28 protein-coding genes and 1 tRNA gene are annotated in these 24,146 nt (G+C 40.9%); 10 read left to right on the top strand and 19 right to left on the bottom strand.

The features are described 5' to 3' along the window. The first annotated feature begins 54 nt into the window (after positions 1-54). Positions 55-717 carry a transglutaminase-like domain-containing protein gene (locus CYCME_RS11350; protein WP_020933105.1) on the top strand — a complete coding sequence of 221 codons (663 nt, stop codon included), beginning with the start codon at positions 55-57 and terminating at the stop codon, positions 715-717. Between the two features lie 121 nt (positions 718-838). Here the strand turns inward: CYCME_RS11350 and CYCME_RS11345 are convergent, their stop codons facing one another. Further along, positions 839-1,135 (bottom strand): putative quinol monooxygenase, encoded by a 297-nt coding sequence (locus CYCME_RS11345; protein WP_223253194.1) that lies wholly within the window; start codon positions 1,133-1,135, stop codon positions 839-841. 209 nt (positions 1,136-1,344) lie between these two features. Next, on the bottom strand, positions 1,345-2,232 hold the full coding sequence (locus CYCME_RS11340; RefSeq protein ID WP_020933103.1) for a LysR family transcriptional regulator: 888 nt from the start codon (positions 2,230-2,232) through the stop codon (positions 1,345-1,347). 154 nt (positions 2,233-2,386) lie between these two features. Between CYCME_RS11340 and CYCME_RS11335 the strand changes: the two genes are divergently transcribed. The 4 genes from CYCME_RS11335 (at position 2,387) to CYCME_RS11325 (ending at position 5,890) form a co-directional block, all read left to right on the top strand. Next, entirely contained in the window at positions 2,387-3,652 is a 1,266-nt protein-coding gene (locus tag CYCME_RS11335) for an OmpP1/FadL family transporter (RefSeq protein WP_020933102.1), read from the top strand. Between the two features lie 69 nt (positions 3,653-3,721). After that, positions 3,722-4,042 (top strand): hypothetical protein, encoded by a 321-nt coding sequence (locus CYCME_RS13210; RefSeq protein ID WP_223253193.1) that lies wholly within the window; start codon positions 3,722-3,724, stop codon positions 4,040-4,042. Then, positions 3,969-5,096: a porin gene (locus CYCME_RS11330; protein WP_020933101.1), complete on the top strand. Its 1,128-nt coding sequence runs from the start codon at positions 3,969-3,971 to the stop codon at positions 5,094-5,096. Before CYCME_RS13210 ends, CYCME_RS11330 begins: the two co-directional genes overlap by 74 nt. Before the next feature lie 20 nt (positions 5,097-5,116). Then, positions 5,117-5,890, top strand: a complete 774-nt coding sequence (locus tag CYCME_RS11325) for an alpha/beta fold hydrolase (protein WP_020933100.1) — start codon at positions 5,117-5,119, stop codon at positions 5,888-5,890. A 333-nt stretch (positions 5,891-6,223) separates the two neighbouring features. On the opposite strand, the gene CYCME_RS11320 is transcribed toward CYCME_RS11325, so the two are convergent. Continuing rightward, complete coding sequence (locus CYCME_RS11320) at positions 6,224-7,072, bottom strand: alpha/beta fold hydrolase (RefSeq protein ID WP_016390979.1); 849 nt, start codon at positions 7,070-7,072, stop codon at positions 6,224-6,226. A 338-nt stretch (positions 7,073-7,410) separates the two neighbouring features. On the opposite strand from CYCME_RS11320, the gene leuC reads away from it, so the two are divergent. From leuC to CYCME_RS11305, 3 genes are read left to right on the top strand one after another with little or no spacing between them, the layout of a single operon-like run. Continuing rightward, positions 7,411-8,841: a 3-isopropylmalate dehydratase large subunit gene (gene leuC, locus CYCME_RS11315; RefSeq protein ID WP_015005143.1), complete on the top strand. Its 1,431-nt coding sequence runs from the start codon at positions 7,411-7,413 to the stop codon at positions 8,839-8,841. Positions 8,842-8,845: 4 nt separating this feature from the next. Continuing rightward, on the top strand, positions 8,846-9,460 hold the full coding sequence (leuD, locus tag CYCME_RS11310; RefSeq protein ID WP_015005144.1) for a 3-isopropylmalate dehydratase small subunit: 615 nt from the start codon (positions 8,846-8,848) through the stop codon (positions 9,458-9,460). Positions 9,461-9,491: 31 nt separating this feature from the next. Then, the gene (locus CYCME_RS11305; RefSeq protein ID WP_016390976.1) at positions 9,492-11,018 is read left to right on the top strand and encodes an alpha-isopropylmalate synthase regulatory domain-containing protein; all 1,527 of its coding nucleotides are present in this window, start codon (positions 9,492-9,494) and stop codon (positions 11,016-11,018) included. Positions 11,019-11,087: 69 nt separating this feature from the next. On the opposite strand, the gene leuB is transcribed toward CYCME_RS11305, so the two are convergent. Beyond that, the gene (gene leuB, locus CYCME_RS11300; protein WP_016390975.1) at positions 11,088-12,194 is read right to left on the bottom strand and encodes a 3-isopropylmalate dehydrogenase; all 1,107 of its coding nucleotides are present in this window, start codon (positions 12,192-12,194) and stop codon (positions 11,088-11,090) included. A 145-nt stretch (positions 12,195-12,339) separates the two neighbouring features. On the opposite strand from leuB, the gene ychF reads away from it, so the two are divergent. Then, complete coding sequence (gene ychF, locus CYCME_RS11295; RefSeq protein ID WP_016390974.1) at positions 12,340-13,431, top strand: redox-regulated ATPase YchF; 1,092 nt, start codon at positions 12,340-12,342, stop codon at positions 13,429-13,431. 74 nt (positions 13,432-13,505) lie between these two features. Next, positions 13,506-13,582: transfer RNA gene (locus CYCME_RS11290), tRNA-Met, on the top strand. Positions 13,583-13,624: 42 nt separating this feature from the next. Here CYCME_RS11290 and CYCME_RS13105 read toward each other — a convergent pair. The 15 genes from CYCME_RS13105 to CYCME_RS11215 form a co-directional block, all read right to left on the bottom strand. Next, complete coding sequence (locus CYCME_RS13105; RefSeq protein ID WP_020933099.1) at positions 13,625-13,768, bottom strand: hypothetical protein; 144 nt, start codon at positions 13,766-13,768, stop codon at positions 13,625-13,627. A 107-nt stretch (positions 13,769-13,875) separates the two neighbouring features. After that, on the bottom strand, positions 13,876-14,652 hold the full coding sequence (locus tag CYCME_RS11280; protein ID WP_020933098.1) for an NERD domain-containing protein: 777 nt from the start codon (positions 14,650-14,652) through the stop codon (positions 13,876-13,878). 279 nt (positions 14,653-14,931) lie between these two features. After that, on the bottom strand, positions 14,932-15,144 hold the full coding sequence (locus tag CYCME_RS11275; RefSeq protein ID WP_144276114.1) for a phosphoribosylformylglycinamidine synthase subunit PurS: 213 nt from the start codon (positions 15,142-15,144) through the stop codon (positions 14,932-14,934). Positions 15,145-15,244: 100 nt separating this feature from the next. Next, positions 15,245-15,979, bottom strand: coding sequence for a hypothetical protein (locus tag CYCME_RS11270; RefSeq protein WP_020933096.1), 735 nt, complete (start codon positions 15,977-15,979; stop codon positions 15,245-15,247). A gap of 386 nt (positions 15,980-16,365) precedes the next feature. After that, positions 16,366-16,875, bottom strand: coding sequence for a hypothetical protein (locus CYCME_RS11265; RefSeq protein ID WP_020933094.1), 510 nt, complete (start codon positions 16,873-16,875; stop codon positions 16,366-16,368). An 84-nt stretch (positions 16,876-16,959) separates the two neighbouring features. Further along, complete coding sequence (locus tag CYCME_RS11260) at positions 16,960-17,550, bottom strand: HupE/UreJ family protein (protein ID WP_020933093.1); 591 nt, start codon at positions 17,548-17,550, stop codon at positions 16,960-16,962. Between the two features lie 118 nt (positions 17,551-17,668). After that, positions 17,669-18,010, bottom strand: coding sequence for a DUF4405 domain-containing protein (locus tag CYCME_RS11255; RefSeq protein WP_020933092.1), 342 nt, complete (start codon positions 18,008-18,010; stop codon positions 17,669-17,671). A gap of 102 nt (positions 18,011-18,112) precedes the next feature. Further along, positions 18,113-19,417, bottom strand: coding sequence for a DUF2130 domain-containing protein (locus tag CYCME_RS11250; protein WP_020933091.1), 1,305 nt, complete (start codon positions 19,415-19,417; stop codon positions 18,113-18,115). Positions 19,418-19,524: 107 nt separating this feature from the next. After that, positions 19,525-19,920, bottom strand: coding sequence for a VOC family protein (locus CYCME_RS11245; RefSeq protein ID WP_020933090.1), 396 nt, complete (start codon positions 19,918-19,920; stop codon positions 19,525-19,527). Positions 19,921-19,988: 68 nt separating this feature from the next. Continuing rightward, the gene (locus CYCME_RS11240; protein WP_020933089.1) at positions 19,989-20,285 is read right to left on the bottom strand and encodes a 4a-hydroxytetrahydrobiopterin dehydratase; all 297 of its coding nucleotides are present in this window, start codon (positions 20,283-20,285) and stop codon (positions 19,989-19,991) included. A 182-nt stretch (positions 20,286-20,467) separates the two neighbouring features. Next, the gene (locus tag CYCME_RS12990) at positions 20,468-20,656 is read right to left on the bottom strand and encodes an SEC-C metal-binding domain-containing protein (protein ID WP_081651252.1); all 189 of its coding nucleotides are present in this window, start codon (positions 20,654-20,656) and stop codon (positions 20,468-20,470) included. Positions 20,657-20,799: 143 nt separating this feature from the next. Further along, positions 20,800-21,432, bottom strand: coding sequence for a DUF1294 domain-containing protein (locus tag CYCME_RS11230; RefSeq protein ID WP_020933087.1), 633 nt, complete (start codon positions 21,430-21,432; stop codon positions 20,800-20,802). Between the two features lie 73 nt (positions 21,433-21,505). Next, the gene (locus CYCME_RS11225) at positions 21,506-21,904 is read right to left on the bottom strand and encodes a hypothetical protein (protein ID WP_015005155.1); all 399 of its coding nucleotides are present in this window, start codon (positions 21,902-21,904) and stop codon (positions 21,506-21,508) included. 327 nt (positions 21,905-22,231) lie between these two features. Next, positions 22,232-22,912 carry a Fe2+-dependent dioxygenase gene (locus tag CYCME_RS11220; protein ID WP_020161752.1) on the bottom strand — a complete coding sequence of 227 codons (681 nt, stop codon included), beginning with the start codon at positions 22,910-22,912 and terminating at the stop codon, positions 22,232-22,234. A 20-nt stretch (positions 22,913-22,932) separates the two neighbouring features. Beyond that, on the bottom strand, positions 22,933-24,054 hold the full coding sequence (locus tag CYCME_RS11215; protein ID WP_020933085.1) for an alpha-hydroxy acid oxidase: 1,122 nt from the start codon (positions 24,052-24,054) through the stop codon (positions 22,933-22,935). Between the last annotated feature and the right edge of the window lie 92 nt (positions 24,055-24,146).

Below are 24,146 nucleotides of genomic sequence, written 5' to 3'. Positions count from 1 at the left end.
TCTGGCTTTTGCTGTGTTGTAAGAGAAGTCTCCAAATAAAAACAAGGGCATCAAATGAAAGGAACAACCGATTTATCTGAATTTCTGACACCTACAAAATTTATTGATAGTGACTCAGATAGTATTAAAGCGTTTGCAAACCAAGCTATTGCTGGTGCCAAAACGGATAAAGAAAAGGCGATTAAGCTTTATTATGCAGTGCGTGATGCTATCCGCTACGATCCTTATAAGTTACAACCAGGAGAAGAGCATTTTATAGCTAGCAATATACTGGTTAGCGAATCGAATTATTGTATTCCAAAAGCCGTACTTCTAACAGCATGCGCTCGAAGTGTTGGCATTCCAGCTCAGCTTGGTTTCTCCGATGTAAGAAACCATTTAAGCACACAAAAATTATTGGATTTATTGGAAACTGATGTTTTTATGTGGCACGGATATAGTGTGCTTTACCTTGAGGGGAAGTGGGTTAAAGCAACGCCTGCTTTTAATATCGAAATGTGTACACGGTTTGGTGTTAAGCCATTGGAGTTCAATGGCGTAGATGATTCATTTATGCACGAATTTAATGAACAAGATAAAAAGCATATGGAATATCTTACCGATTATGGTTTTTTTGCTGACTTACCACATGAACGCATCATCACGTCATTAAAATCAAGCTACCCTAAGTTCTTTGCGCTTGTTGAAAATAATAAGTCTATAAAAGATAGCTTCTAGGGTGTCGGAAAATTAAATAGCGTATTTTTCGACTAAGGAAAGATTGCTACTACTTCGATGCGTCTTTCTTGCAAAAAGTATGGGGCTACTAAGTAGCCCCATACGGTGTATTAATAAGGACTTATATTGTTGTCGGTGTAAGGTATTTAGTCGTTGGTGGTGCGGTTAATAACGTACCTAGTTTTTCTAAATCTCCGCGCTCTGAGCGCCAAGCCATATAACTTTTGTGGTCTTCGCGCGAGTCCCATTTTTCTAACACCACAATATTTAAAGGGTCATCATCATTACTAGTAACGACAATCTCTTGGCAACCTTTAAAAGCGCGTGTATCCGGTAATATAGCCTCGAATGTATTTAATAGTTTTTCACGGTTTTCTGTACTAACTTGTAAATCTAATATTACATTTATAGACATCATTATTTCCTCTTTTAGTTTTCATTATTTTTTGGTTTTAATAACCAAAAATTAAAATCGCCTAGTATCACCTATCATGGGAAAAGTGATTCTAGACTTGTAAAGTGGCCTAAATATCCAGTCGCTCAGGCGTGTTTATGCCACTTTATAAATCAATTCAATATCGTATCCTTGGTGTGAGATATTGCTAACTATGCATTTCATTTTTATTATCAGTCCAATTTTAAATTTTTCTTAATAAAGTCATTAAATAACTGTATTTTTAACTGCTTATATTGCTTCTCTTGATACACTAAATAAATGCCTGCAGACCCTAAGTCATAATTAGGCAGCAACTCAACCAAGCGTCCTTCTCGTAAATCTTCAGCCACTATAAAGTGAGACAAGACAGATGCGCCCGCACCTTGTAACAGTAAAGCTTTAACAGCGCCTGCATTGTTAGTTTTTATAATGGCACCGACCGACACGGTTTCTTGTTGCTTTTTTTGGGTAAATGTCCATTTAGTCGGGTTAGGCAATAAGGAAAAAATGACGCAGGCATGTTTTTCAAGGTCTTTGGGTGTGACTATTGGCCCGTACTGCTTCAAATAGCTAGGGCTTGCTGTTAATACCAAGCGTGAATCAGCCACTTTTGTTGCGACAAGGTCAGAGTTTTGTAACCAGCCCACTCGAACACACACGTCTATATTTTCTTCAACCATGTCGATCACTTGGTCTTGTAGCATTAGTTCAATGTTTAATTTGGGGTATAAACGCATAAACTCGACAATTAACGGCGTAATATATTGAATCCCTAAGCTATTAGTTGTGGCAATTTTTAATGAGCCAACGGGTTGGTTTTGCAACACACTGATTTCATTTTGCATGTACTGCGTCTCTTCTACGATTTTCTTGCAGCTTTGAAAGTAGATTCGCCCAACCTCAGTTAGGTTTAGTTGACGAGTTGTTCGATTTAACAACCTTGCACCAACTTGTTTTTCCAAGAGGGTGACGTGTCGACTAACCGCCGATTTTGCCATTTTCAACACTTTAGCGGCCTCAGTAAAACTGCCCAAGTCAACGACATGGTAGAAAATCATCATTCGATTGAGGTTTTCCATAAGATAATTGTTCTTAAAAAGAGAATAGTCTAGTATATTATCGCCTGCACTATTTCATTATATGAAATTAATGGCGTGGTAACAATTCAATTAACCCGGCACTCCTAGGGGAATGTTATGACATACAAAGTTAAGATTTCAGTAGGGGGTTCTTTTGCTCTCCTTTAGCCATTTTGCATCTGCAATCAATGGCTATTTTGCGATTGCTTACGGTGCCAAAATGACGGGCATGGCCGGAGCCGCGATTGCCTTTCCTGAAGACACTTTAACAGGCGCTGTTAACCCTGCGGGCATGTCTCAAGTAGAAGGTTTAGATATTGGCGCTCGTTTTCTCTATTTACCCCGTGACGCCGAATTTGATTGCCGGGGTATTGGTGATTGTGATGAGCTAGTACGGGATGATAGTCAGCGCGATTATTGGATTGTTCCGAACTTTGGCTGGAATAAACGATTAAATGATAAAAGCACACTGGGTGTTACTGTTTACGGTAATGGTGGGATTAATACGGCATATAGAAAACGCTTGTTTACAGAAACAGCCGAACGTGTTTTAGGGGCTCCAAGCATAACGACAGACGGGCATCTAGGGGTGGATTTTGCGCAGCTTATTATCGCCACCACCTACACGTATGAAATGTCTCCAAATAACTATATTGGGGTATCTCCTTTATTTGGTATTCAGAAATTTAGTGCGCAAGGTTTAGACTTCTTTCAAGGCGTATCGTCAGACGCAGGCAGTCTAACGAACAGAGGGGACGAGGTGTCCTACGGACTGGGTATTAAATTAGGGTGGTTTTATAAATCTAACGATACTTACCAGTTTGGCGCCTACTATGCACCAAAAATGCAAATGACTAAGATGAAAAAATATTCTGGTCTGCTTGCTAACAATGGTGAGTTTGATATTCCTTCAAATTACGGTGTGGGCTTGGCCATTAATTTTTCAAAACAACTGTCTATTGCTTTTGATGTGACACGCATTAACTACAAAGACATTGAGGCGTTGTCAAACCCTGTGCCCACGGCTTCGGAGCTGAACCCTATGATCGGTTTCTCCGCAGATAGGCTACTCGGTGCAAAAAACAGCGTTGGGTTTGGTTGGAAAAGTATTACGGCGTATTCATTAGGTGTTCGTTACATTTTTGATGACAAAATAACGCTTCGGGCTGGTGCAAACGTGGGTGAAGAACAGATTCCTAGACGATCTGGGTTACTAAACCCCATTACCCCCGCCATGCCAGCTAAACATTTAACGGCTGGGTTTAGCTATAAAAACAGTGAGCATTCAGAATGGTCATTGGCTGTTATGCACGTCTTTCGTAATGAATTAACCGCCGAGAACACAGCATTTTTAGGGACGGATGTTAAGTTTGGCATTGCTGAGACGACCTTAGATATTAGCTACAGTTACAGTTACTAAAAGTCGTGTAACATACTACCTCGGTTTGGGTAAACCGATCACTCATAATAAGAAAAACTATAAACGATTATGTTAAAAAAATTATCAATCCTTTTGCTGGCGCTTGTTAGCCTTCCTGCTTTAGCTGATTCTTCTCATGCCTATGCAAATGCGGTTCTTGAAGCCCTTCAAAAAAAAGGCTTACTAAGCGAACATGATGTGGCGGACATTAAGCAACATGCTCAACAAGCCGCATTGCAAGCGAGTAAACCCTCCGTGGCTAAAAAAACCAGTGTTAAGTCGGCTGTTAATAATTTAGTCGTAGCGACTAAAAAAAATGTTAACAAGGCGAGTCCTAATATTAAATTTTTGGGGGTTAGCGCAGCCACGCTACACCTTTGTCCCCTCTAAAAATGGCCGTCAAGGAACAAATAGTTTTACATTAAGACGGGCGCGTCTAGGTTTTACGGGTTTTGCAAGTGACAATGTGGCTTTTCGCTTCCAGTATGATGCATCTAACGAAGTGGTAGGCTTATCAAACGCGCAAAAACTACTGGATGCTTGGGTGAGTCTGAAGCACTTTGATGACAGCCTTGGTAGTATCACAGTGGGGCAGCAATTTGCACTCGGTTATACAAGGCGACCACATAAATCGGCTAGCGTGGAACGCAAATTTACCGAGGTGTTATCACCCGGGGCTGTCGGTCGAGCGCGTGGGTTAACAATTAGAAAAGGCAATATGGGGCTGCCTGAAACTAACTCAAAGGGGTATTTTGGTAACCGTGTACATTATGCGCTTGGCTTATTTAATAGCCCTGACTTATCGCTAAATAATGATAATAACGATTTGTTGTTTTCAGCCGCCTTTGCGCTCCGTCCAAACGGTATTTCCCCCAGTGATGATGAATATCAATTTAAAGACAGGCCGCTAGCGTACAGCGTTGGTGCTGCCTACAGTACATCATTAGATTCTGTCACGTTGGATACAAAATTTCAGCCTAACGGGGTTGAGTTAGATAATGAGTGGCTTAGCGTATTTGCAGACGTTCAAGCGCACCATTGGTGGCTATGGGCGTCATGGGCAGAATTTAAATCTGATGCCACAGGTGGTTTAGCAGTTAATACACAAGGTGATAATACAAATGCGCTGAGTTCTAGTGCTTTAACTTTAGGCCTTAGCCGTGCCTATTTGCTGAACTCTGAAGACATGGGCTGGGCATGGGCATTACAGTATCAGCATGTCGATAATGAGCACCCCTCTAGAACAGCTTTCTTTAGACCGTTAACAGGGAAATCGACTGATGAAATAGCTCGCGGTATGAACCAAGGTAGTGTTTACCAAGCTATATTCACTTGGCAGTTTGATGAAAACTTAAGGCTTATTAATGAGCTGGCGTACTATGACCCCACAGACGGTAAATTTAATTATCCATCGTTTATTAGTCAATTACAGCTTTCCTTCTAATTCAATAAAACGTGTAGCCTATGAAACAAGAACACTTTATTCAAGCAGCTAACCGACGCCTTCGTGTGCAACAAATAGGTCATATACAGGCTAACGCACCTACATTAGTTTTTTTGCATGGTGGTATAGACTCTATTGAAATGTGGCGTGATTTCCCCGAACAAGTGCATCAAGCTACTGGTTTATGCGTTATTGTTTATGAACGCTGGGGGCACGGGCAGTCTGAGCCGCTAACTGAGTTTCGAGAGTATGACACGCGTGCAGAGGAGGCGGGTGAGCCGTTGCTTGATCTTTTTAAGCACTTTGGCTTAACTGACGTCATTCTAGTGGGGCATAGTTATGGCGGTGTTATATCTCTTGTTGCAGCAAGCCTGCACAAAGAGGTTGTATGTGCTGTCGTATCGATTGTTCCGCAAATGCTTATTCATGATCAATGTTTAGCCGGTGCACAAGAAGCTAAGGAAGCGTTTGAAAATGGCGACCTTCGAAAAAAGCTCTTTAAATTCCATGGCGAAGGGCTCGATATTTTGTTCTATGATTGGATAAATAGAGTGAATAGTGAGGCTTACCAAGCTGAGGATTGCACGCAGTATTTGCAACAAATAAGCTGTCCGGTCTTACAGATTTTTGGCAAAGAGGATGGTTTTGGGTATTTGCCAAACCTTGATCTGTCAAAAAAACATATACCCAGCCAGCTATCAGTCAAGGTTGTGCCCGATGCAGGGCATTATGTTCACTTAGATGCTAAAGAAACCGTCATTAATGAGGTAAAAGAGTTTTTCCTAACGCTGTAATGCCAAAGTGAGTGTGGTGCGCCTTAGCGCTTTATATTAAAAAGCTAGGGATGTTTTTTTATCTATAAGAGTAACAAGGTTTATCCCTAGTTCTGCGGGGCAATTATCAGCGTCTGTCTATTCCCAACTGTACTTGAGTTGCGAAAACGCTCATCGCTACTAGCAAAAGGCAGATCGGTTTGTTGTGTTGTCTGACCTGTCGAGTGGGGAATAGTCCTGCTTTATCCGATCGTTTTTCTTCTAGCGTATAGCATTGAACAGCACTAGCCTAATGCAGGTTTCAAGCTGGCGGTTGATCGCCTGCATTATGACTAGCGGTTCAATATTTCTGCTTTAGCGAGCTAAAAAATCTAATGTTAATGAGTTGAATTTTTCTGCATGTTCCCACTGCGCCCAATGGCCGCACTTGCTAAGGATGTGCAAGTCTGCATTAGGAATACCCCATAAAAATTTAAGTCCATGATCAAGAGGGCAGAATCGGTCATCACGACCCCAAATGATAAATGTTTCAGCTGCTATTTTGCCGAGGTTGGGTGTAAAGTCACTGACAATAATATTAGAACTGGCAAAGCTTTTCATAAAGTTTTCAAGGTGTTCAGGCTTTCTCATCATATTCTCAAAGCGGCCTTCAATTAGTTCGTCGCTCATTAATGAAGGATCGTAAACAAAAACTTCAATCATTCGTTTTAACGCTTCAAGGGATGGGTTTTGGTATAAAGCGACCAATAATTTAATACCCTCTAATGGCATTGGTGAGAACATGCTTTGGCCACCACCACCAGCACCCATCAATACCATTTTGTCTAGGCGCTCTGGAAACTCAAGAGAAAAGCTAAGTGCGCTGGCACCGCCCATTGAGTTGCCAATTAAGTGTGCTTTTTCAATACCTAACTCATCCATCAGGCCTTTAATAGCACGTGCGTTTAGTACATCGCGTGCTAGGTCTGTAATAACAGCGTCAGATTTATTAAAACCAGGGCAATCTAATAAAATAGTGCGATACTTTTCTGCAAAAGCATCAATATTTCGAGAAAAGTTACTCCAGCCTGCTGCACCAGGTCCACCACCGTGAAGCATGATGACGGTTTCGTCTCCATTGCCTGCTTCGTTATAGTGTAGGTTCATGTCGAGATTTTTAATGTGGATGTTTTTGCTGGTGTTTTGTTCTGTAAGAGTCGTCATGTATTTGCCTATAGTTTTTATTATGTTTGATTAAAGAAGGTCTTAACGTGTAAAGAGTTAACTCAATGCAATTCTTGTTGTTACATTCAATTAGATTTTACTGATGTAAGTAAGTGGTGACTAGAAAAAGTTGATAGGTTTGGTTGCCTATATGGTTTTATGGTAATAAAAAAGTGGCCCGAAGAGTATCTAAGTGCATTAAGTGGGGCTTGAAAACAAGGTATTTAGGTAAAAGTTTGTGCTATCTGCTTAATCCAATTGCAAAAAACCACTAAATTAGCGAAAATACACGGTTCATTTGGCGTGCTGCCTCTCATTTTCTTCTCGTTGTCGAATAGATGCTTGAAGAACTAGCCTTGGAAAGAATTATGAAAAAAACGATGTATGAAAAAATTTGGGAAAGCCACTTTGTTCACCAAGAACCAGGTCAGGCTCCTTTGTTATATGTAGACAGGCACTTAATGCACGAGGTTACTAGCCCTCAAGCATTTGAAGGCCTTCGCATGGCAAATAGGCCAGTGCGTAACCCACATAGCATTTTGGCGACAATGGATCATTGTGTGCCGACTAAAGATCGTGATCTTCCTATTGCTGACCCAATTGCTAAAAAGCAAATTGAAACGATGGCAGAGAACTGTGAAGAAAATGGCCTAAATTTGTACGATATGGAAAGCCCAGATAATGGTGTGATTCATGTTGTTGTGCCAGAGCATGGTTTTGTTCATCCTGGAATGGTCGTAGTGTGTGGTGATAGCCATACAGCAACGCATGGTGCGTTTGGCGCATTGGCGTTTGGTATTGGCACATCAGAAGTAGAACATGTGATGGCGACGCAAACCTTGCCACAGCAAAAATCTAAAACCATGTTGGTTCAAGTGGACGGTAAGTTGTCTAAACACTGTACTGCAAAAGATATTGCCTTAGCGATTATTGGCGTAACAGGCACAGCGGGTGGTACCGGTTACGTCATAGAATATGCCGGTGAAGCGATTGAAGCGCTAACGATGGAAGGCCGTATGACTGTTTGTAATATGGCTATTGAAGCAGGCGCCCGTGCAGGCATGGTGGCGCCGGATCAAAAAACATTTGATTTCTTAGAAGGTAAAGAGTTTGCACCTAAGGGAGAGCAGTGGGAGCAAGCATTAACGTATTGGAAATCACTGGTAACTGATGAAGGTGCAGAATATGACAAAGTTATCACCCTTAATGCATCAGATATCTCTCCTCAAGTCACTTGGGGTACATCGCCTGAACAAGTTATTGGCGTAAACGGTGCAGTACCGACGCCTGAAAGCTTTGATGATAAGGGCAAGCGTTTAGCCTGCGAAAGTGCACTTAAATATATGGGGTTGGCAGCAGAAACCAAAATGACCGATATCAACATTGATTACGTGTTTATTGGTTCATGTACTAATGGCCGTATCGAAGATTTTCGTGATGCCGCTGAAATGGCAAAAGGCACAACCGTGGCAGAGGGCGTAACAGCGATAGCCGTGCCAGGGTCTTTCCACGTGAAAGTACAAGCTGAAAAAGAAGGCATTGATAAAATATTTAAAGAGGCAGGTTGGGAATGGCGCGAGCCAGGCTGTTCAATGTGTTTGGCTATGAATGGCGATGAGCTTAAAGACGGCCAACGTTGTGCGTCAACATCAAATCGTAACTTTGAAGGGCGTCAAGGCAAAGGTGGACGTACTCACCTTGTGTCACCCGCAATGGCAGCGGCCGCAGCGGCCGCCGGTCACTTTGTCGATATCAGTAAATTAGGTTAAGGCTATGGAAAAATATACAAAACACGAAAGCGTTGCGGCATTAATGAACCGTAATAATGTTGATACCGATCAAATTATTCCAAAGCAGTTTCTAAAAAAAGTAGAGCGTAGCGGATTTGGCGTACATCTATTTCATGATTGGCGTTATTTGAATGATGGTGTAACACCTAACCCAGAATTTGAGCTCAATAAGCCTGAGTTTGAAGGGGCAAAGATACTAGTAACAGGCGATAACTTTGGTTGTGGTTCGTCACGTGAACATGCGCCATGGGCGATTGCAGATTATGGTTTTAATACCATTATCTCAACAAGCTATGCTGATATTTTTTACAATAACTGTTTTAAAAACGGCATCTTAGCGATTGTTGTGCAGCCTGATCAATTGGATGCGTTAATGGCAGAAATTAGCGCAAACGAAGGGGTTAGTTTTACTGTAGATTTAGAAAATCAAACCGTTACAACACCGGGTGGCAATGGGTTCTCGTTTGAGATTGATCCGTTTCGTAAAGAAAACATGTTAAGTGGCTTGGATGATATTGGGCTAACACTTAAGCATGTAGATAAAATCAGCGCCTTTGAAGAACAGCATAAGCAGCGTCTTCCTTGGCTTTGGGCGTAAAAGCTAATAAGCGGTTAAGTTAAGCGGAAAAATGAGCTCTCGGTATATTCAAATTATGGACACCACCTTGCGTGATGGTGAGCAAACGCAGGGGGTGTCCTTTTCGCCTGCTGAAAAAGTAAGCATTGCGAAGGCGTTATTAGAGTCGCTGCGGGTAGACCGCATCGAAGTTGCGTCTGCTGGTGTGTCCGAGGGCGAGCAAGAAGCAGTTCGTAATATTAATGAGTGGGCGCAAGCTGAAGGCTTTGATGGAAAAGTAGAAGTCTTGGGTTTTGCCGACCATAAGCGTAGTGTCGATTGGATTGTTAATGCCAATGGTAAGGTGATCAACCTTCTTACGAAGGGTAGCGAAAAGCATTGCCGAGAACAGTTAGGTAAAACCTTAGACGAGCACGTTGAACAAGTGCTTAATACGGTTAATTATGCCTTGCAGCAAGGCTTAAAAGTTAATGTGTACCTAGAAGACTGGTCAAACGGCTATGCAGACAGTCCGGAGTATGTGTTTGCATTTATGGAGGCCATAAAAGATGCAGGTATTGATCACTTTATGTTGCCTGACACGCTAGGTGTTATGTCACCTGATGAGGTGCGAACAGCGTTAACAGATATGTGTACACGATTTCCTGACGTGCAATTCGATTTTCACCCGCACAATGATTACGGCCTAGGCACAGCTAATATTATGGCCGCTGTAGAAGCAGGTGTAAGCGCCATACATTGCACAGTAAATTGCTTGGGTGAACGTGCAGGCAATGCATCTGTGTCAGAAGTTTCCGTTGTTTTGCGCGATAAAATGGGCATGGAGTTGTCCATCGATGAAAGTAACATCGTGCGTTTAAGCAATATGGTTGAAAACTTTTCAGGCAAGTGGGTAGCGGCTAATGCGCCTATTATTGGTGATGATGTGTTTACACAAACCGCCGGTATTCATGCTGATGGCGATAAGAAAGGCGGTTTGTATGAAAGCAAGCTAAGCCCTGAGCGCTTTTCTAGAATACGCAGCTATGCCTTAGGTAAAATGAGCGGTAAAGCATCACTCAGTAAGAACCTTGAGCGTTTGGGTATTGAGCTGTCGGAAGAAAACCAAAAGAAAGTGCTTGAACGTATTGTTCGTTTGGGGGATTCAAAACAGACGATCACCACTGAAGACCTTCCGTTTATTATTGCCGATGTATTAGAGAGTGAAAGCTACAAGCATATCCGTTTGCTCGACTGTTCTATCACCAGTCGTTTAGATCAATCGTCTATTGCCGATATCGCTGTGAATATAAAAGGTGCTGAATATCAATCAAGTGGCACAGGCAATGGTGGTTTTGATGCTTTTATTGATGCCATTAATAAGCTATTGGTTGAATACGATGCGGTATTGCCCGAGCTAGAAGATTACGAAGTAAGAATACCTAAGGGCGGGCATACTAACGCACTAACAGAGTGTGTTATTACGTGGGCGAATGAACGAAAAATGCGTAAAACAAGGGGTGTACATTCTAACCAAGTGTTTGCCTCGATTCTTGCGGCGCTTCGAATGATTAATATTCAGTTGCACGAAAAATCGTAAACGATTAATAATCGAGCAATAAAAAAGGCTTACATCTGTAAGCCTTTTTTATTGGGTGTTAAATAAGATTTAAACCGTTGGCATAGCCTTGAGTTTTTCAACCACTTTGTCACCGAATGCATCTGTGCTAATCATCTTAACGCCACTACCTGGCTTAGATAAGTCTGCCGTTGAGAAACCATCAGCAAAAACGCCTTGCATAGCAGCCCAAACATTTTTCGCTTCTTCTACCATGCCAAAACTATATTCAAGCATCATAGCAACAGAGCCAATCATAGAATACGGGTTGGCAATGTTTTTACCAGCAATATCCGGCGCAGAACCATGAGAAGGTTCGTAGTAAGCTTTCTCGTCTCCTAGGCAAGCAGAAGGCATTAGGCCTAATGAACCAAGAATACCACCACCTTGATCACTTAAAATGTCGCCAAACATGTTTTCCATTACCATCACATCAAACTGCGTTGGGTTTAAGCAAAGCAAAGTTGCGGCAGCATCAACTAAAATATTGATGACCTTAACATCTGGGTACTCTGTAGCAACTTCTTCCATCACCTCATTCCATAAAACGGATGATTTAAGAACATTACTTTTATGTATATTGTGAAGTACTTTTTTACGACCACTGGCTAATTTGAATGCGTGGTGCATAATTTGGCGAATTTGGTTTTCGTCGTACTCCAACGTTTCTTTAACATAACGTAAACCGTCATCATTAACGCCAACTTCCTTGTTACCAAAATATAAGCCGCCGACCAGTTCGCGAACCATGATGAGGTCAATGCCATCACCAATAATTTCAGGTTTTAGCGGAGAAAAGTGAGCCAAACTTTGTGGAAGAGAAACGGGGCGGTAATTTGCGTAAGTTTTGTAGCGACGACGCATAGGTAACAACGCACCACGTTCAGGTTGTTTGTCGATAGGGATTTTTTTTGATTCTTCGTGGCTTAAACCGATAGGGCCTTTAATAATGGCATCGGCTTGATCGCAAATGTCTTTGGTTTCTTGTGGGAAAGCATCACCTTTTTCAAAATATCCACAAGCACCAAATAAAGCGGGCATTAATTCAAATGTTACATCATTGCGTTCTTCAACGAGTTTTAAAACCTTAACGGCTTCTTGCATAATTTCTGGGCCAATACCGTCACCCGCCATAATGGCAATTTTGTAATTTTTCATGAGTTTACCTGTCGATTTAATAAATATAAGAGAGGGATTTTACGCGACTAGAGGCGTGTGTGCCATTATCACTTAGATTGTTTTTCAGTCTGTAGGCGCTTAACGTATAATAGCGGCCTGTATAGAACTTCAAAGAGATGACCTTATGGCTTTAAATTGTGGAATTGTTGGCTTACCAAATGTTGGTAAATCAACACTTTTTAATGCGTTGACGAAAGCAACCATTGCAGCAGAAAACTATCCATTTTGTACGATTGAGCCAAACACGGGTATCGTACCTGTGCCTGATTTGCGCTTGGATAAACTGGCACAAATCGTCAAGCCAGAGCGGGTAATACCGACAACATTCGAGTTTGTGGATATTGCTGGGCTAGTGGCTGGTGCCTCTAAAGGGGAAGGTTTGGGGAATCAGTTTTTAGCCAATATTCGTGAATCAGATGCTATAGCACATGTAGTGCGTTGTTTTGAAGACGATGACGTGATTCATGTGGCAGGAAAAATTGATCCTTTAGCCGATATTGAAGTGATACAAACTGAATTAGCCTTAGCAGATATGGCATCGTTAGACAAAGCGTTGACCAAAGCAACCAAGGCATCGAAGTCTGGCAACAAAGATGAATTAAAACGTAAGGCCTTAATTGAGCAAGCGCTGGCGCATTTGGATTCAGATATTACTTTAAGAACATTAGGCTTAAGTGAAGACGAGTTAAAGTCATTTTCAGACCTGCAATTGCTGACATTAAAACCCATGCTATATATAGCCAACGTTCAAGAAGATGGGTTTGTGAATAATCCACATTTGGATGCTGTGACAGCATTAGCGCAAAAACAAGGCGCCGAAATTGTTGCCGTTTGTGCAGCCATGGAAGCTGAAATTATTCAGTTAGATGAAGATGAGCGTGCAGAATTTTTAGAAGAGATGGGTCTAGAAGAGCCTGGGCTTAACCGAGTGATCAGAGCGGGTTATCACTTGCTGGGCTTGCAAACATACTTCACTGCCGGAGTAAAAGAAGTAAGAGCATGGACCATTAAACAAGGTGCAACTGCGCCACAAGCTGCGGGTGTTATTCATACCGATTTTGAAAAAGGCTTTATCCGTGCAGAAATTACCGCCTACGAAGATTTTGTTCAATACAATGGCGAGCAGGGCGCAAAAGAGGCGGGTAAATTGGGTGTTCAAGGTAAAGATTACATTATGCAAGACGGAGATGTAACGCACTTTAGGTTTAATGTGTAAAACTTCGCAGGTATCTGCCTGTTTGGCTTGACAAAATAAGCCGAAACTACGAAAATTCACAGCCTTCAAAGTATGGTCATGTAGCTCAGCTGGTTAGAGCACGGCATTCATAATGCCGGGGTCGGTGGTTCAAGTCCACCCATGACCACCATTTCAAGCCCTCTCATTTCAAATTACGCGACTTTTACGCGACTTATGCCACACGTAAAATACGGTGTTGTTTACGATCGGGAACAATCTTCTCAACTACTACTATTAAGTTATCAATTTCAGCCTTTGAGTAATGTGCCGTAATACGATGTGATTTATAACCTAATAAATCCTCACGGTCTTGCAAACTAATACCTGCCGCTCTAATTCTTTTGCCAAACGTATGAGGTGATTCGTGTGCTCGGCATTGAAATAGGTTGGCTTTCTTTCCAGCAGTCTTCCAAGCTGTTCCTGTTATGTAACATTTATAACACCCCTACATTTTGGAAACTTAGAACAACCCCAAAACTTATTACCCTTCTTTTGCCCTTTTTTTACTTCTCGTAAAATCATATCGCCACCACATTTGGGGCAATGATGAGCTTTTTCTTTTTCAGCTACAATTGATTGAACATGCTTCACATGTTCTCTGTTTGTTTTAAATGAAGGTGTTAGCCGACCTGCTTTTATTTTTTCAGTTACATCTTTCACTTCGCTATCGGATAAAACAGGTATCTTTTTTGATTTTATGAAGCGTATATAACCTTGGCCATAGGTTACATTTTCTGGCATATCTGTTTTAAATGTACTGTCGCCAACGAAAACAATAACTGAGAATAACTGGGTGTCAGTTAACCCTAATAAGGATTGCAGGATTTTGCTGTGTTTGTAGTTTTGGTGTAGGGGGTTTTGAAATTTGCTTGAATGCTTATAGATTTTTTGAGTCCATGTTTTTTGATTAGGGCTGCCAAAAATCCAACCTTTCATGTTTTTAGTTTCAACAACGAAGACACCAAACTTTGACACGATTATATGGTCAATTTGCGTGCTTCCATCTTCAGTTGGCAAAGTGACATTCTTAATAAGATGATATTCCTCTTTATTAAGAAAAATTTTGGCCCCAACATTAACTATAAACTCACCCGCAACGCCTTTAAACCAAGGTGTTTTTATTACCGATGTAAATATTGCGATGGGAATTAAGTACCAGAGCATACTGACCGCTTGATTAATGATGGGTGTGAAGTCCATTTTCCTACCTTTGATTTATTACATAATGCCGCCAGAAGTGGCCGGATGAAACGAAGTCCAACCCATGCGTATCTTTGCATAGGCGAGGCTGGCTGGCCTTGTTATGTGATTATTGCCCTTAAAGTTTGATTTCCCACCGAACTTAGTTGAAACCAAAATACCTTAAACGAGCTATCATGATGAATTTTTAATTACTTTCTGCTAATTATTGTAAACCTAATCTGCGTGAGTGTTTGAGAGCAAGTACACAGGCTGGCAGTAATGTGAATTATGGCTCCGCTAATCTAACACTTTGTATGTGGTGTTCCAGAAATCACAAATTTCTTGAACCTGATTAAGAGCTTGATTCTTAGAATCATGTTTTAACGTTAAGTATAAATATGTTCCTTTACCAACAACGCTATCATAACCAGGCAAAGAGTATAGGCGTGAAAAAAAGATATTTTCATCTTCTTCACATTTAAAAAAAGGGCCTGAAATTTCAATCTTCATTCGCATTTTCTATTGCACATAACGTTGGAAATAAGGGGCTAGGCGGGCTGTATCGCCTAGTCCCAGCCCACGCATTTTGTGGGCGAACCTGATTGATTTGTTAGGCATTTTCTTCAACTTCCTTTGCAATTTCATTACTCTTTTTAATTCTCTGTTTCCATAAACGTTCTATATTTGAGTGCTTGAATGCTACTCTTTCAATAAATTCATCTGATATATGTAATGCAGCCCACGCCTCATCCTGATGAACAACGGCAATAAGCCAAGGTTGTGTTTGGTCAAGGATGAAAGAGAAAGGAGTTAAATATGACTGAGCCTCAAATATTTTGCTTTCTTTTTTTAGTTTCTCCCAGTGCTGATTATCTGAGATAGCTAATTCACATTCACCAACTTTAAAAAGTAATTCTCTTAATTTTGCCCTCCAATCATGGAATGATTTTATATCCTCCCTGTTTTCTTTTATGAAATCGAATATGTAACCATCCTTACTCATGTCATGTACTTGAATCTTTGTGACAAGTAAAAACATGAAAGGTAGATATTCTAGCCATGCTTCACAAAATTGATAGATTAGACGTTTATGCTTCGCTTTTTTACTCGTATGAGTAATTAGCCATACGAGAAAAACCATAAGTATAAAGACTAAGGCTATATTGAACGGAGTTATAACAAGTGGAGTATTTCCTAACTTTAATAATTCAGTAGAGCTGAATTTTGAAATTAATAATGGTGGAGCGCCTATAACAAGAATAAAAAGCGTAAACCGAACCCATTTTGGCCAGTTTTTAAGCGCCTCAAATATTTCAGGAAAGAATGTTTTAGCTGGACTAAGCATAGGTTATATTTTTGCCTAACAGTGTTAATAAGCGGAAGTATTGTTCCACGTATTAAATGGATATAGGTGTATAGTACTTCCATGTACTTTAATATTAAGAGCTAAACATGGATAGGTTGTTGGCTAGTAATACATTTATTTATCACAGTTGAATATAGCATAACTTTTTAAGGCTGGCGTTACGCAGTTTTACGCGTTTAGTAATGGTTTGTTATGCTTGGTGAGGTGGCGCAAGTAAGTATTTAGTTTAAATTAAAAAAACAATACTTTACGATTAAAAAATGGGCTTTCATAATACCTATGATCAGCCTAATACCCTTGTAATAGCAGCGACTCCAAGGTTTTTATATATAAGATTAAGAGATAAAGAAACCTGCCCTGCCCATTTAGTTGTTTTTTGATTGTTGTTTAAGGTTCTGGTACTTAGCGCAGGAACTTTCTTTTTTCTTTTGGGTTTTAGAATTATGATTTCCCATTAACTCTGCAGTAGCGATATTGCATTCAGTCCTAGCTAATTGGAGAGGAGTTTTTACAGAGGCCCGTCGTATATTTGCTATTGTTGGTTTAAATGTCATGGAGGCATTGCAATACATATTCTTCATTTTTGTATATTTCCAATGTTCTTTTTCGCCTTTTTGTAAATATAAGCAAGTTTCATTAAATAGTGATTTAGCTGCCAATGTGCATCTAGAAAATTCCTCGATGTTCAGGTTGTATGTGTTACAAACAGATTTAGGCACAATACGCCATAATTGATATGAATAAGGGACTTGAATATTTTGGTGTTCTACAACAACGCTTTGGATTTCTGTACCTAATAAGTCGGTCATTTTATTGGTAACATTAAATGAAACTAGTTCGAGGTACGATGCGAAAATTACTGATATTGGATCCATTCCTTTACATCCTTATTTTGGTTTTAAACTTAACAGCTGAGACGGCACGCCTACCTTCATTCGGCAGAGCTTATAAGCGTGGTTTCAATAGAATGTCGCTTGGCTGGCTAAATACACCCCGCAAAGCGCTATTGTGCCGCCAGCAAACCGGCTAAAGAATTGTGCCTTTGTTTTTTTCATCAGTACGGCTAAGGCTATGCCGCTTAAATGCAGTACGGCGGTAGCCAGCGCAAAACCAAGTGCATACGATACAGCGCTCATTGAGGTGGGTATTTCTGAACCATGGGCATAGCCATGAAAAATAGCAAATACGCCAACCACTAAGCAGCTATACATCAGTGGGAGCTTAAAGGCGCCCGTAATTAAGATGCCTAAAACTAAAATAGAAAGCAAAATGCCTTCTTCAACAAATGGTAGTGGAATATTTGTAAGCCCCAGCAAGCCGCCTAAAAGCATAACAGCGACAAAGGTGCCAGTAACACGCCATAAGGCTTGGCCGCCTATTTGGGTAGCCCAAATTCCCACTGCTAGCATAGCCAATAGATGATCTGCCCCGCCGATGGGGTGCGCTAATCCGTATAGAAACCCCGCTGTTTGATCAATGCCCGTATGAGCGAAGGCAATACTGGGCAAAAAAAGGAATAAAACTAATAATGTGGGTAGTTTTTGTTGCATTGCGTTTCTCCTAGAGTAAATAAAAGGCGCGAACGTGAGTTGTTCAGTTCACGCTTTTAGATTTTTGCAGGGTCTTTTTCATTACTGTGTTAGCGCAGCGACCTGTGAGGCTACTTAATCACTCGTGTGACTCGGCTTCGGCGGCCAACTCGTCCATAGGTATTGCGATTTCTGGTGGCACTTCGTTATAAATAACTACGCCATATAACCCGATTAATAAAATAATCATGAAACCGCCAAACAGGGCTACTGATTTATTTTTGATGTAGTGGAGGATCGATTTAAAATTGAAACTTAGATGCGCTAGAACTGCCAGTATCATGATTAGGCCAAATAGTTTATGTACCGGATGCATTTGAATCGTGAAAGATGGCTTCTCAATAACAAACATCAAAAGCCCCGAGGTGGACATGGCGATAAACGAGACAAAAAGGGCTACGGCGACAATTTTCCTGAACATATTAACTCTCCAATTTTTAGTGTGTGACTGATCACGTTTGAACTGAGTTGACCATACTACAGCGTGCATCTAAACGAAACGATATAATGCGGGCCATGTTGGCTAATCCTTCCTAAGCGCTTCAAACTTAGCGGCCATTGTGGGATTCTTTTTTGTTAACTTTTTAACGGTTAGGTCGTCTGCTTTGTTGTTGGCTAAGCGCAGGTTGTTTTCTGAGCCAAGAAGGGCGTCCTTAGTTTTCTGAAGGTGGTCGATTGTTTTATCAATTTCGGTAATGGCGGTTTTAAACTTTTTAGATGCTAAATCGTAATTTCGCGCAAAGCCTGTTTTAAATGCATCAAGTTCTTCTTCAAAATGAGTAATATCAACATTTTGGGCTTTTACAATGGCCAGTTCTTGTTTGTATTTCAGTGAGTTTTGAGCCGCATTGCGTAGCAACGTTATTATTGGAATAAAGAACTGCGGCCTAATAACGTACATTTTTTTGTAGCGATGTGAGACATCAACAATGCCCGAGTTATACAGTTCACTATCGGGTTCTAAAAGGGACACAAGAACAGCGTACTCACAATTTTTTTCATGTCTGTCTTTATCGAGTTCTTTGAGAAAATCTTCGTTCTTTTTCTTAGTCGCCGTTTCGTCACTTTCATTCTTCATCTCAAACATGATGGAGACAGTTTCAATGTCATTCTCATCTTTATCGCGGAAAATATAGTCGCCTTTGCTGCCAGTGCGAGCATCATTGTCTTTTTCAAAGTAGGATTTTGGGAAAGCAGTCGGCCGGATACGGTTAAACTCTGTTTCACAATGTTGTTCAAGCGTTTCGCCAACCATTTTGGTAGACAGGCGGGCTTTCATGTCTTTAAGGCGTTCAATCGTGTCCTCAAGGTCATTAATACGTGTTTCGTATTTATCCTTTAAGGATATTTCTGACATTGTTTTTTCACTTTCTTTCGCGCTAAGTAAGGCTTTAAGGTGTTGAATCTCTTTGTCTTTCTCCGCAGATGTTTTTTGTAGCTGATTGGAGTGATTTGCCGCTGCCAGCTCTGACGCGGCTTTTTTTTCTAGCTCGGCTTGCCTTAATCTATTGGCTAAATCATCGCGTTCCTTTTCTACTGCTTTAACCGCCTCAGAAACAGCCAGCTGCTTTGACGTATCACCTGCCTCTAACCTTGCTTTCAGGTCTTGTATTTCTGCATCTTTGGCGGCCGATTTTTTTTGCGCATCGTTCGTTGCTTGTTGTTTAGCCAGCTCGACGGCATTAATTTTTTCTTTTTCAGCAATGTCTAAGCGCTCATTTAGCTGCTGTGTAAATTCGCTATCACGAACCTGCTTCACGATATCCGCGTACCCAGCTTCATCAATTTTGAATGCTTTTTTACATTCAGGGCAATGTATATCTTGCATGGTATTTGTTCCTTTGTTGGTGCCTTTTGGTAGTGGCTACTGTATTGTTCTGTCGCATTTTTAGCTTGATTTTAGCCCAGCTGATAACTGTTCAAAATAGCGATTTGTTAACGGTTTGACGGTTGATGAAACTCAATAACATTTTTATCAGGGTCTCTAATAAAAAAGAACTGTGCGTCTTCAAACTCAACTTCTTCAGTAATGGTAATGCCCAGTGCTTTTATAGTCTTTCGTGCAGATTCGATATTCGTTACCTGTAAGGCTACATGAGTGTAACCCGTATTTTTTGCGGTAATATCCATCAGTACATTTTCTGTGCAATCAGAATCTGCGTTGAGAATAAAGTTTATATTAATACCAGATGGGTGCTCCATAATGGCAACAGGTTCCGGCCCGATAGGGCCAGCGATAAATTCAAACCCCAGTTGATGGTAGAACTGTCTAGAGGCATTCAGGTTTTTAACTCGTAACCCAATATGATTAATTCGGGTAATTTCTTTCACCGTGTATTTTCCTTATTTATTTAGGTTTTTGTTTACCGCCTGCTTCAAGAATAATTTGGAGTGTTTTTTTATAGATTAGTGAGTAGTTTATTCATCTTTCCCGCTAGCTCAAAATCCAGTTCGCTTAAACCGCCAACATCATGGGGCGTCAGGCTGATATTAACTTTGTTATAAACGTTAAACCATTCAGGGTGGTGGTTCATTGCTTCAGCTGTTATTGCGGCAGAGGCCATAAAACCAAAAGCCAGAGAAAAATTAGGAAACGTACACTCTCGGTAAAGCTTGCCTTCTTTTAAGCCCCAGCCTTTTATTTCGCCATTTTTCAAACGAGATTCGGCTTCCGTTAATGAGATTAGTTTTTTCATGGGAATCACTACGTCTCTTAAGTTATCAATCGGTTTTGGTTAGTGGGGAACGGCTGCCTATTTTTCGGTGTTAAAAAATAAGCAGCACATCAATGCTTCCAACATATTGTAACCTAAGCCTTTCATCCCCCGGTTATGTTGCGCCTTGTTGTGCTGTTTGGTGTAACAAAAATTAAAATGATTTATGCGTTTTTACCGCAACACTTCTTATATTTACGGCCATTACCGCAAATGCAAGGGTCATTACGGCCAATTTTTGGTGTCGTTCTGGTTATAGGTGTTTGTGGTGGCGGGCAGCAACTGGTGTCATTGCAGCTAGATTCTTTTGGCGCTTCAGATGGGGTTGATAAATTATGGCTACTTTCATTCATATGGGTTATTCACTGTTTTCTGAAAATAAAATACGGACTGTAATTATAAACCTATAGCCAGCCTATACGGCGTGCGTCTATTTTGAAATGCTTGAGCACTTTATTGTCTATATTTCTCTAGAATATGCTGCCTTGCTTGCACATTAGCCATTAAATAGTGGATAAATCACATTGTTGATGACGTTTCTTCCTTTCTCCGTGTGGATCCAAAACAAACCACTTAAATTTAAAATAATAGTGACCCAATAAACACGTTTAAACTCTTTTTTGATCGACTTGTGGCGCAATTTCTTTTGAGCAAAAAAAGCACCCGGCCAGCCTCCAATGAGTGAAAGTAGATGCAGCGTGCTTTCTTGTATTCTCCAATGGTTTTTTTGAGCTGCAGATTTATCAATTGCGTATGTGGCAAAAGCAATAAGGCTCATCACAATATAAATGCTGGTGATAATTAGAGGTAGCTTGCCAAAATAAGTTGAGGTTAATAGCACAGCGCAAAAAAGCGCTATAAAGACCTCACCCAAATGACTGCCTTTTTTTGCGTGGCTTCTTTTCTTTAAATCTCTAGCATCACGAGCAAATTGAATATTTTCAGCTTTATAACGGTTATTATTGTCTTGAATTAATTCGTACAAAATAACTTCGCCATTAACAGGTCGACGTGAGCGAGGTTTAAAGGCTTTAATATGCACGAAAGCGCGTTTTCCTCCACCATTTGGCTCGACAAAACCAAAACCCTTCTCATCATTCCAGTTTAAAACTTTACCTTGAAATTTCATGTTCTTGCTTTAATTTGGCTAGCGTTTTATATAAGACGCGCGCACATTTTGCGCGTCGTGCTTGATATTTTTGTTAAGTATTAAAATATGCAGCAATTGAAAAACTTAACGCAATAATTGACAAAAAAAGGGGAATGGTAAAGCGTAAATAAGATTGTTCATGCTCTGCCAATACTGCTGATAGTAGAGGGAATTGTACGACATGGCGATCAGAACCTATTTGTTTCGCAAATAAAGCAATCAGAGTCCCATCCTCTTGTTTGTACCCATGTTTTTGGTTTAGGTGATAGTAAAGACGACCAAAGACAATTTCTGGGTCTAAATTTAAATTTCTCGCAATCAACTCGCAGTCAATCGGCACATATATTTTTGTATCACGAGATGGTTTCTCTTTGTCAAAGTTACAAAAATCTGAATAGTATATTTTGTACACCTCTTTGAGAATAACTCTGTCTGTTACATTCTTACTCATGCCTCTTCCTTGTTACTTAACACTGTTAATAAGCGGAAGCAAAGTTCTACGTATCAAGTAGACATAAGTGGTTAATACTTCCATGTATTTTTATATTAGCAGCTAAACGTAAATTAGCAGCTAAACGTAAATAGGTTGTTAGCGAGTAATATAGTGAGTTGTTATAGCTGAATATAACACAACTATTTTTATCGCCTAAGGCTACGTAGTTTTTAGGCCGTTGAATGAAGATCGGTTGGGGTTTATTTAGCTTGCGTACTAAGCATTTAATTTTAAATGATGAAGTATTTATACAAGTACAGGTGACCGTTTTGTCGCTAATAAAGGCTAGCTGCTTGCCCATAGGCGGATAAGGTTGTGATAGATGCCGGTTAAGTGGCGCACTTCGTTGTCGTCGGCTCCTCTTTCTATGGTTAGTGTTTGAATGCTTTGGTCAAGGGTGTACAACATTTCTCGCTGCTGATTGTCGCGTACCATGCTTTCTAACCAGAAAAAGGAACAGACTCTCGCTCCTTTAGTAACTTTTAGAACCTGATGTAAGCTGGTTGATGGGTATAAAATTAAATCTCCAGCCGCAAGTTTTACTTGTTGAGCGCCATAAGTTGTTTCAATAACCAGTTCACCCCCGTCGTACTCTTTGGGATCAGATAGGAATAAGGTGCAAGAAAGGTCTGTGCGCATTATTTGGTGGTCGGGCAGGTGCATAATGGCGTTGTCAACATGGGGCCCATAATGGTCGGCGTTGTTATAACGATTAAATTTGGGTGGGAAGATTTTTTTGGGTAACGCGGCGGATAAAAACTGTGGGTGTCGCCCTAAGACTTTTAAAATATGATTGCCTAATTCAATAGCAAGGTCTGACTGATCTTGAATTTGCTGATTAACCTTAACTTGTTTTGCTTGACCTCCGGCGGTTATTTTGCCATCTTCCCAGGTTGTTTTATCTAGGGCTGTGCGAAACTGTTCAACGGTTTTTTTATCTAGTACATTATTGATAGGAAGTAGCATAAAACTGTATGTTGTAAACGTTATTGAGGCTGGGTAAAGGTGCACTCTGTATTAATTTCTTGCAGAGTTGAACAGCCAGTTAAGGCCATTGTTACTTCTAGTTCTTCTCTTAACAAGCGCAACATATGGGCAACCCCTAAGGCCCCAGCAACCGCTAAGGCATACATTTGTGGGCGACCAATCAGTACGGCATTTGCGCCGTATGCAATGGCTTTAAAAATATCTGCTCCACGGCGCACACCACTGTCTAGCAAAATAGGAAACTCTGCGCCAACACGGTGGCGAATAAAGGGTAGGGCGGTGATGCTGGCGGGGACACCATCAAGCGCTCTGCCGCCATGATTAGAAACAACAAGCCCTGCAAATCCCATTTCTTTTACACGGGCTGCATCAGCCGGGTGCAAAATACCTTTGATAATAATGGGTAAGTTGGTTTGTTGTTGTAACCACTCTAAGTCTTGCCAAGTAGGTGCATCTTTCATTATGCCTTGGAAAATAATACTTTGTGTGCGGTTTAATTGTCGTTGCGTAGGGGAGGGTTTGCCCTCAAGGTTTGCTTCGCGGACCTCTTGCGGCAACGTGAAATTTGCCCGTTGTGCGCGGTTTCTTAAGCCATTGATTGGTACATCAAGGGTAACAACAAGGGCGCTATAGCCGGCTTTTTCAGCGCGTTTAATTAGCGAGAGGGTGAACGCTTTAGTGTCTTGAAAATACAGTTGAAACCACTTTCTATAACGCGTTGTGTTGGCAATTTGCTCTAGTGTGGTAGATGAAAGCGTGCTGGCTATAAAACCGGCTTCCATTGCCTCGGCAGCTGCTGCGCTGGCAAGTTCTCCATCTGGGTGAGCTAATTGTTGATGTGCCACCGGCGCTAAGAAAATAGGGTGGCGATACTGCTCGCCAAATAGCGTTAATTCGGTTGAACCTTGAGATACATCTTGTAAAACTCGGTTATAAAGGCCGATATCATCAAACGCTTTTTGATTGTTTTTTAAGGTAATTTCGTTAGCCGACCCACCAGCAATATATTCAAAATGTGGGTGAGATATAAAGTGCTTTGCTAGCTTTTCATAATCATTAACGGCTGCAATATCAGGCGGTATTTGTGTCAGTTTTTCTCGTCGGGTTGGTTTTTCTTTCATGGGGCGCCTAGCCGTTGGTGGTCAAAATATAATACTTGGGGCCTAAGTTGCCTTAGGCCCCAGCAACCAAATTATTACGCTTTAATTGTTAT

The organism is Cycloclasticus zancles 78-ME, assembly GCF_000442595.1.
In the GTDB taxonomy this organism is placed as follows: domain Bacteria; phylum Pseudomonadota; class Gammaproteobacteria; order Methylococcales; family Cycloclasticaceae; genus Cycloclasticus; species Cycloclasticus pugetii.
The sequence above is the reverse complement of the archived record's forward strand: the minus strand, read 5'-3'. Positions and strand labels throughout refer to the sequence as shown.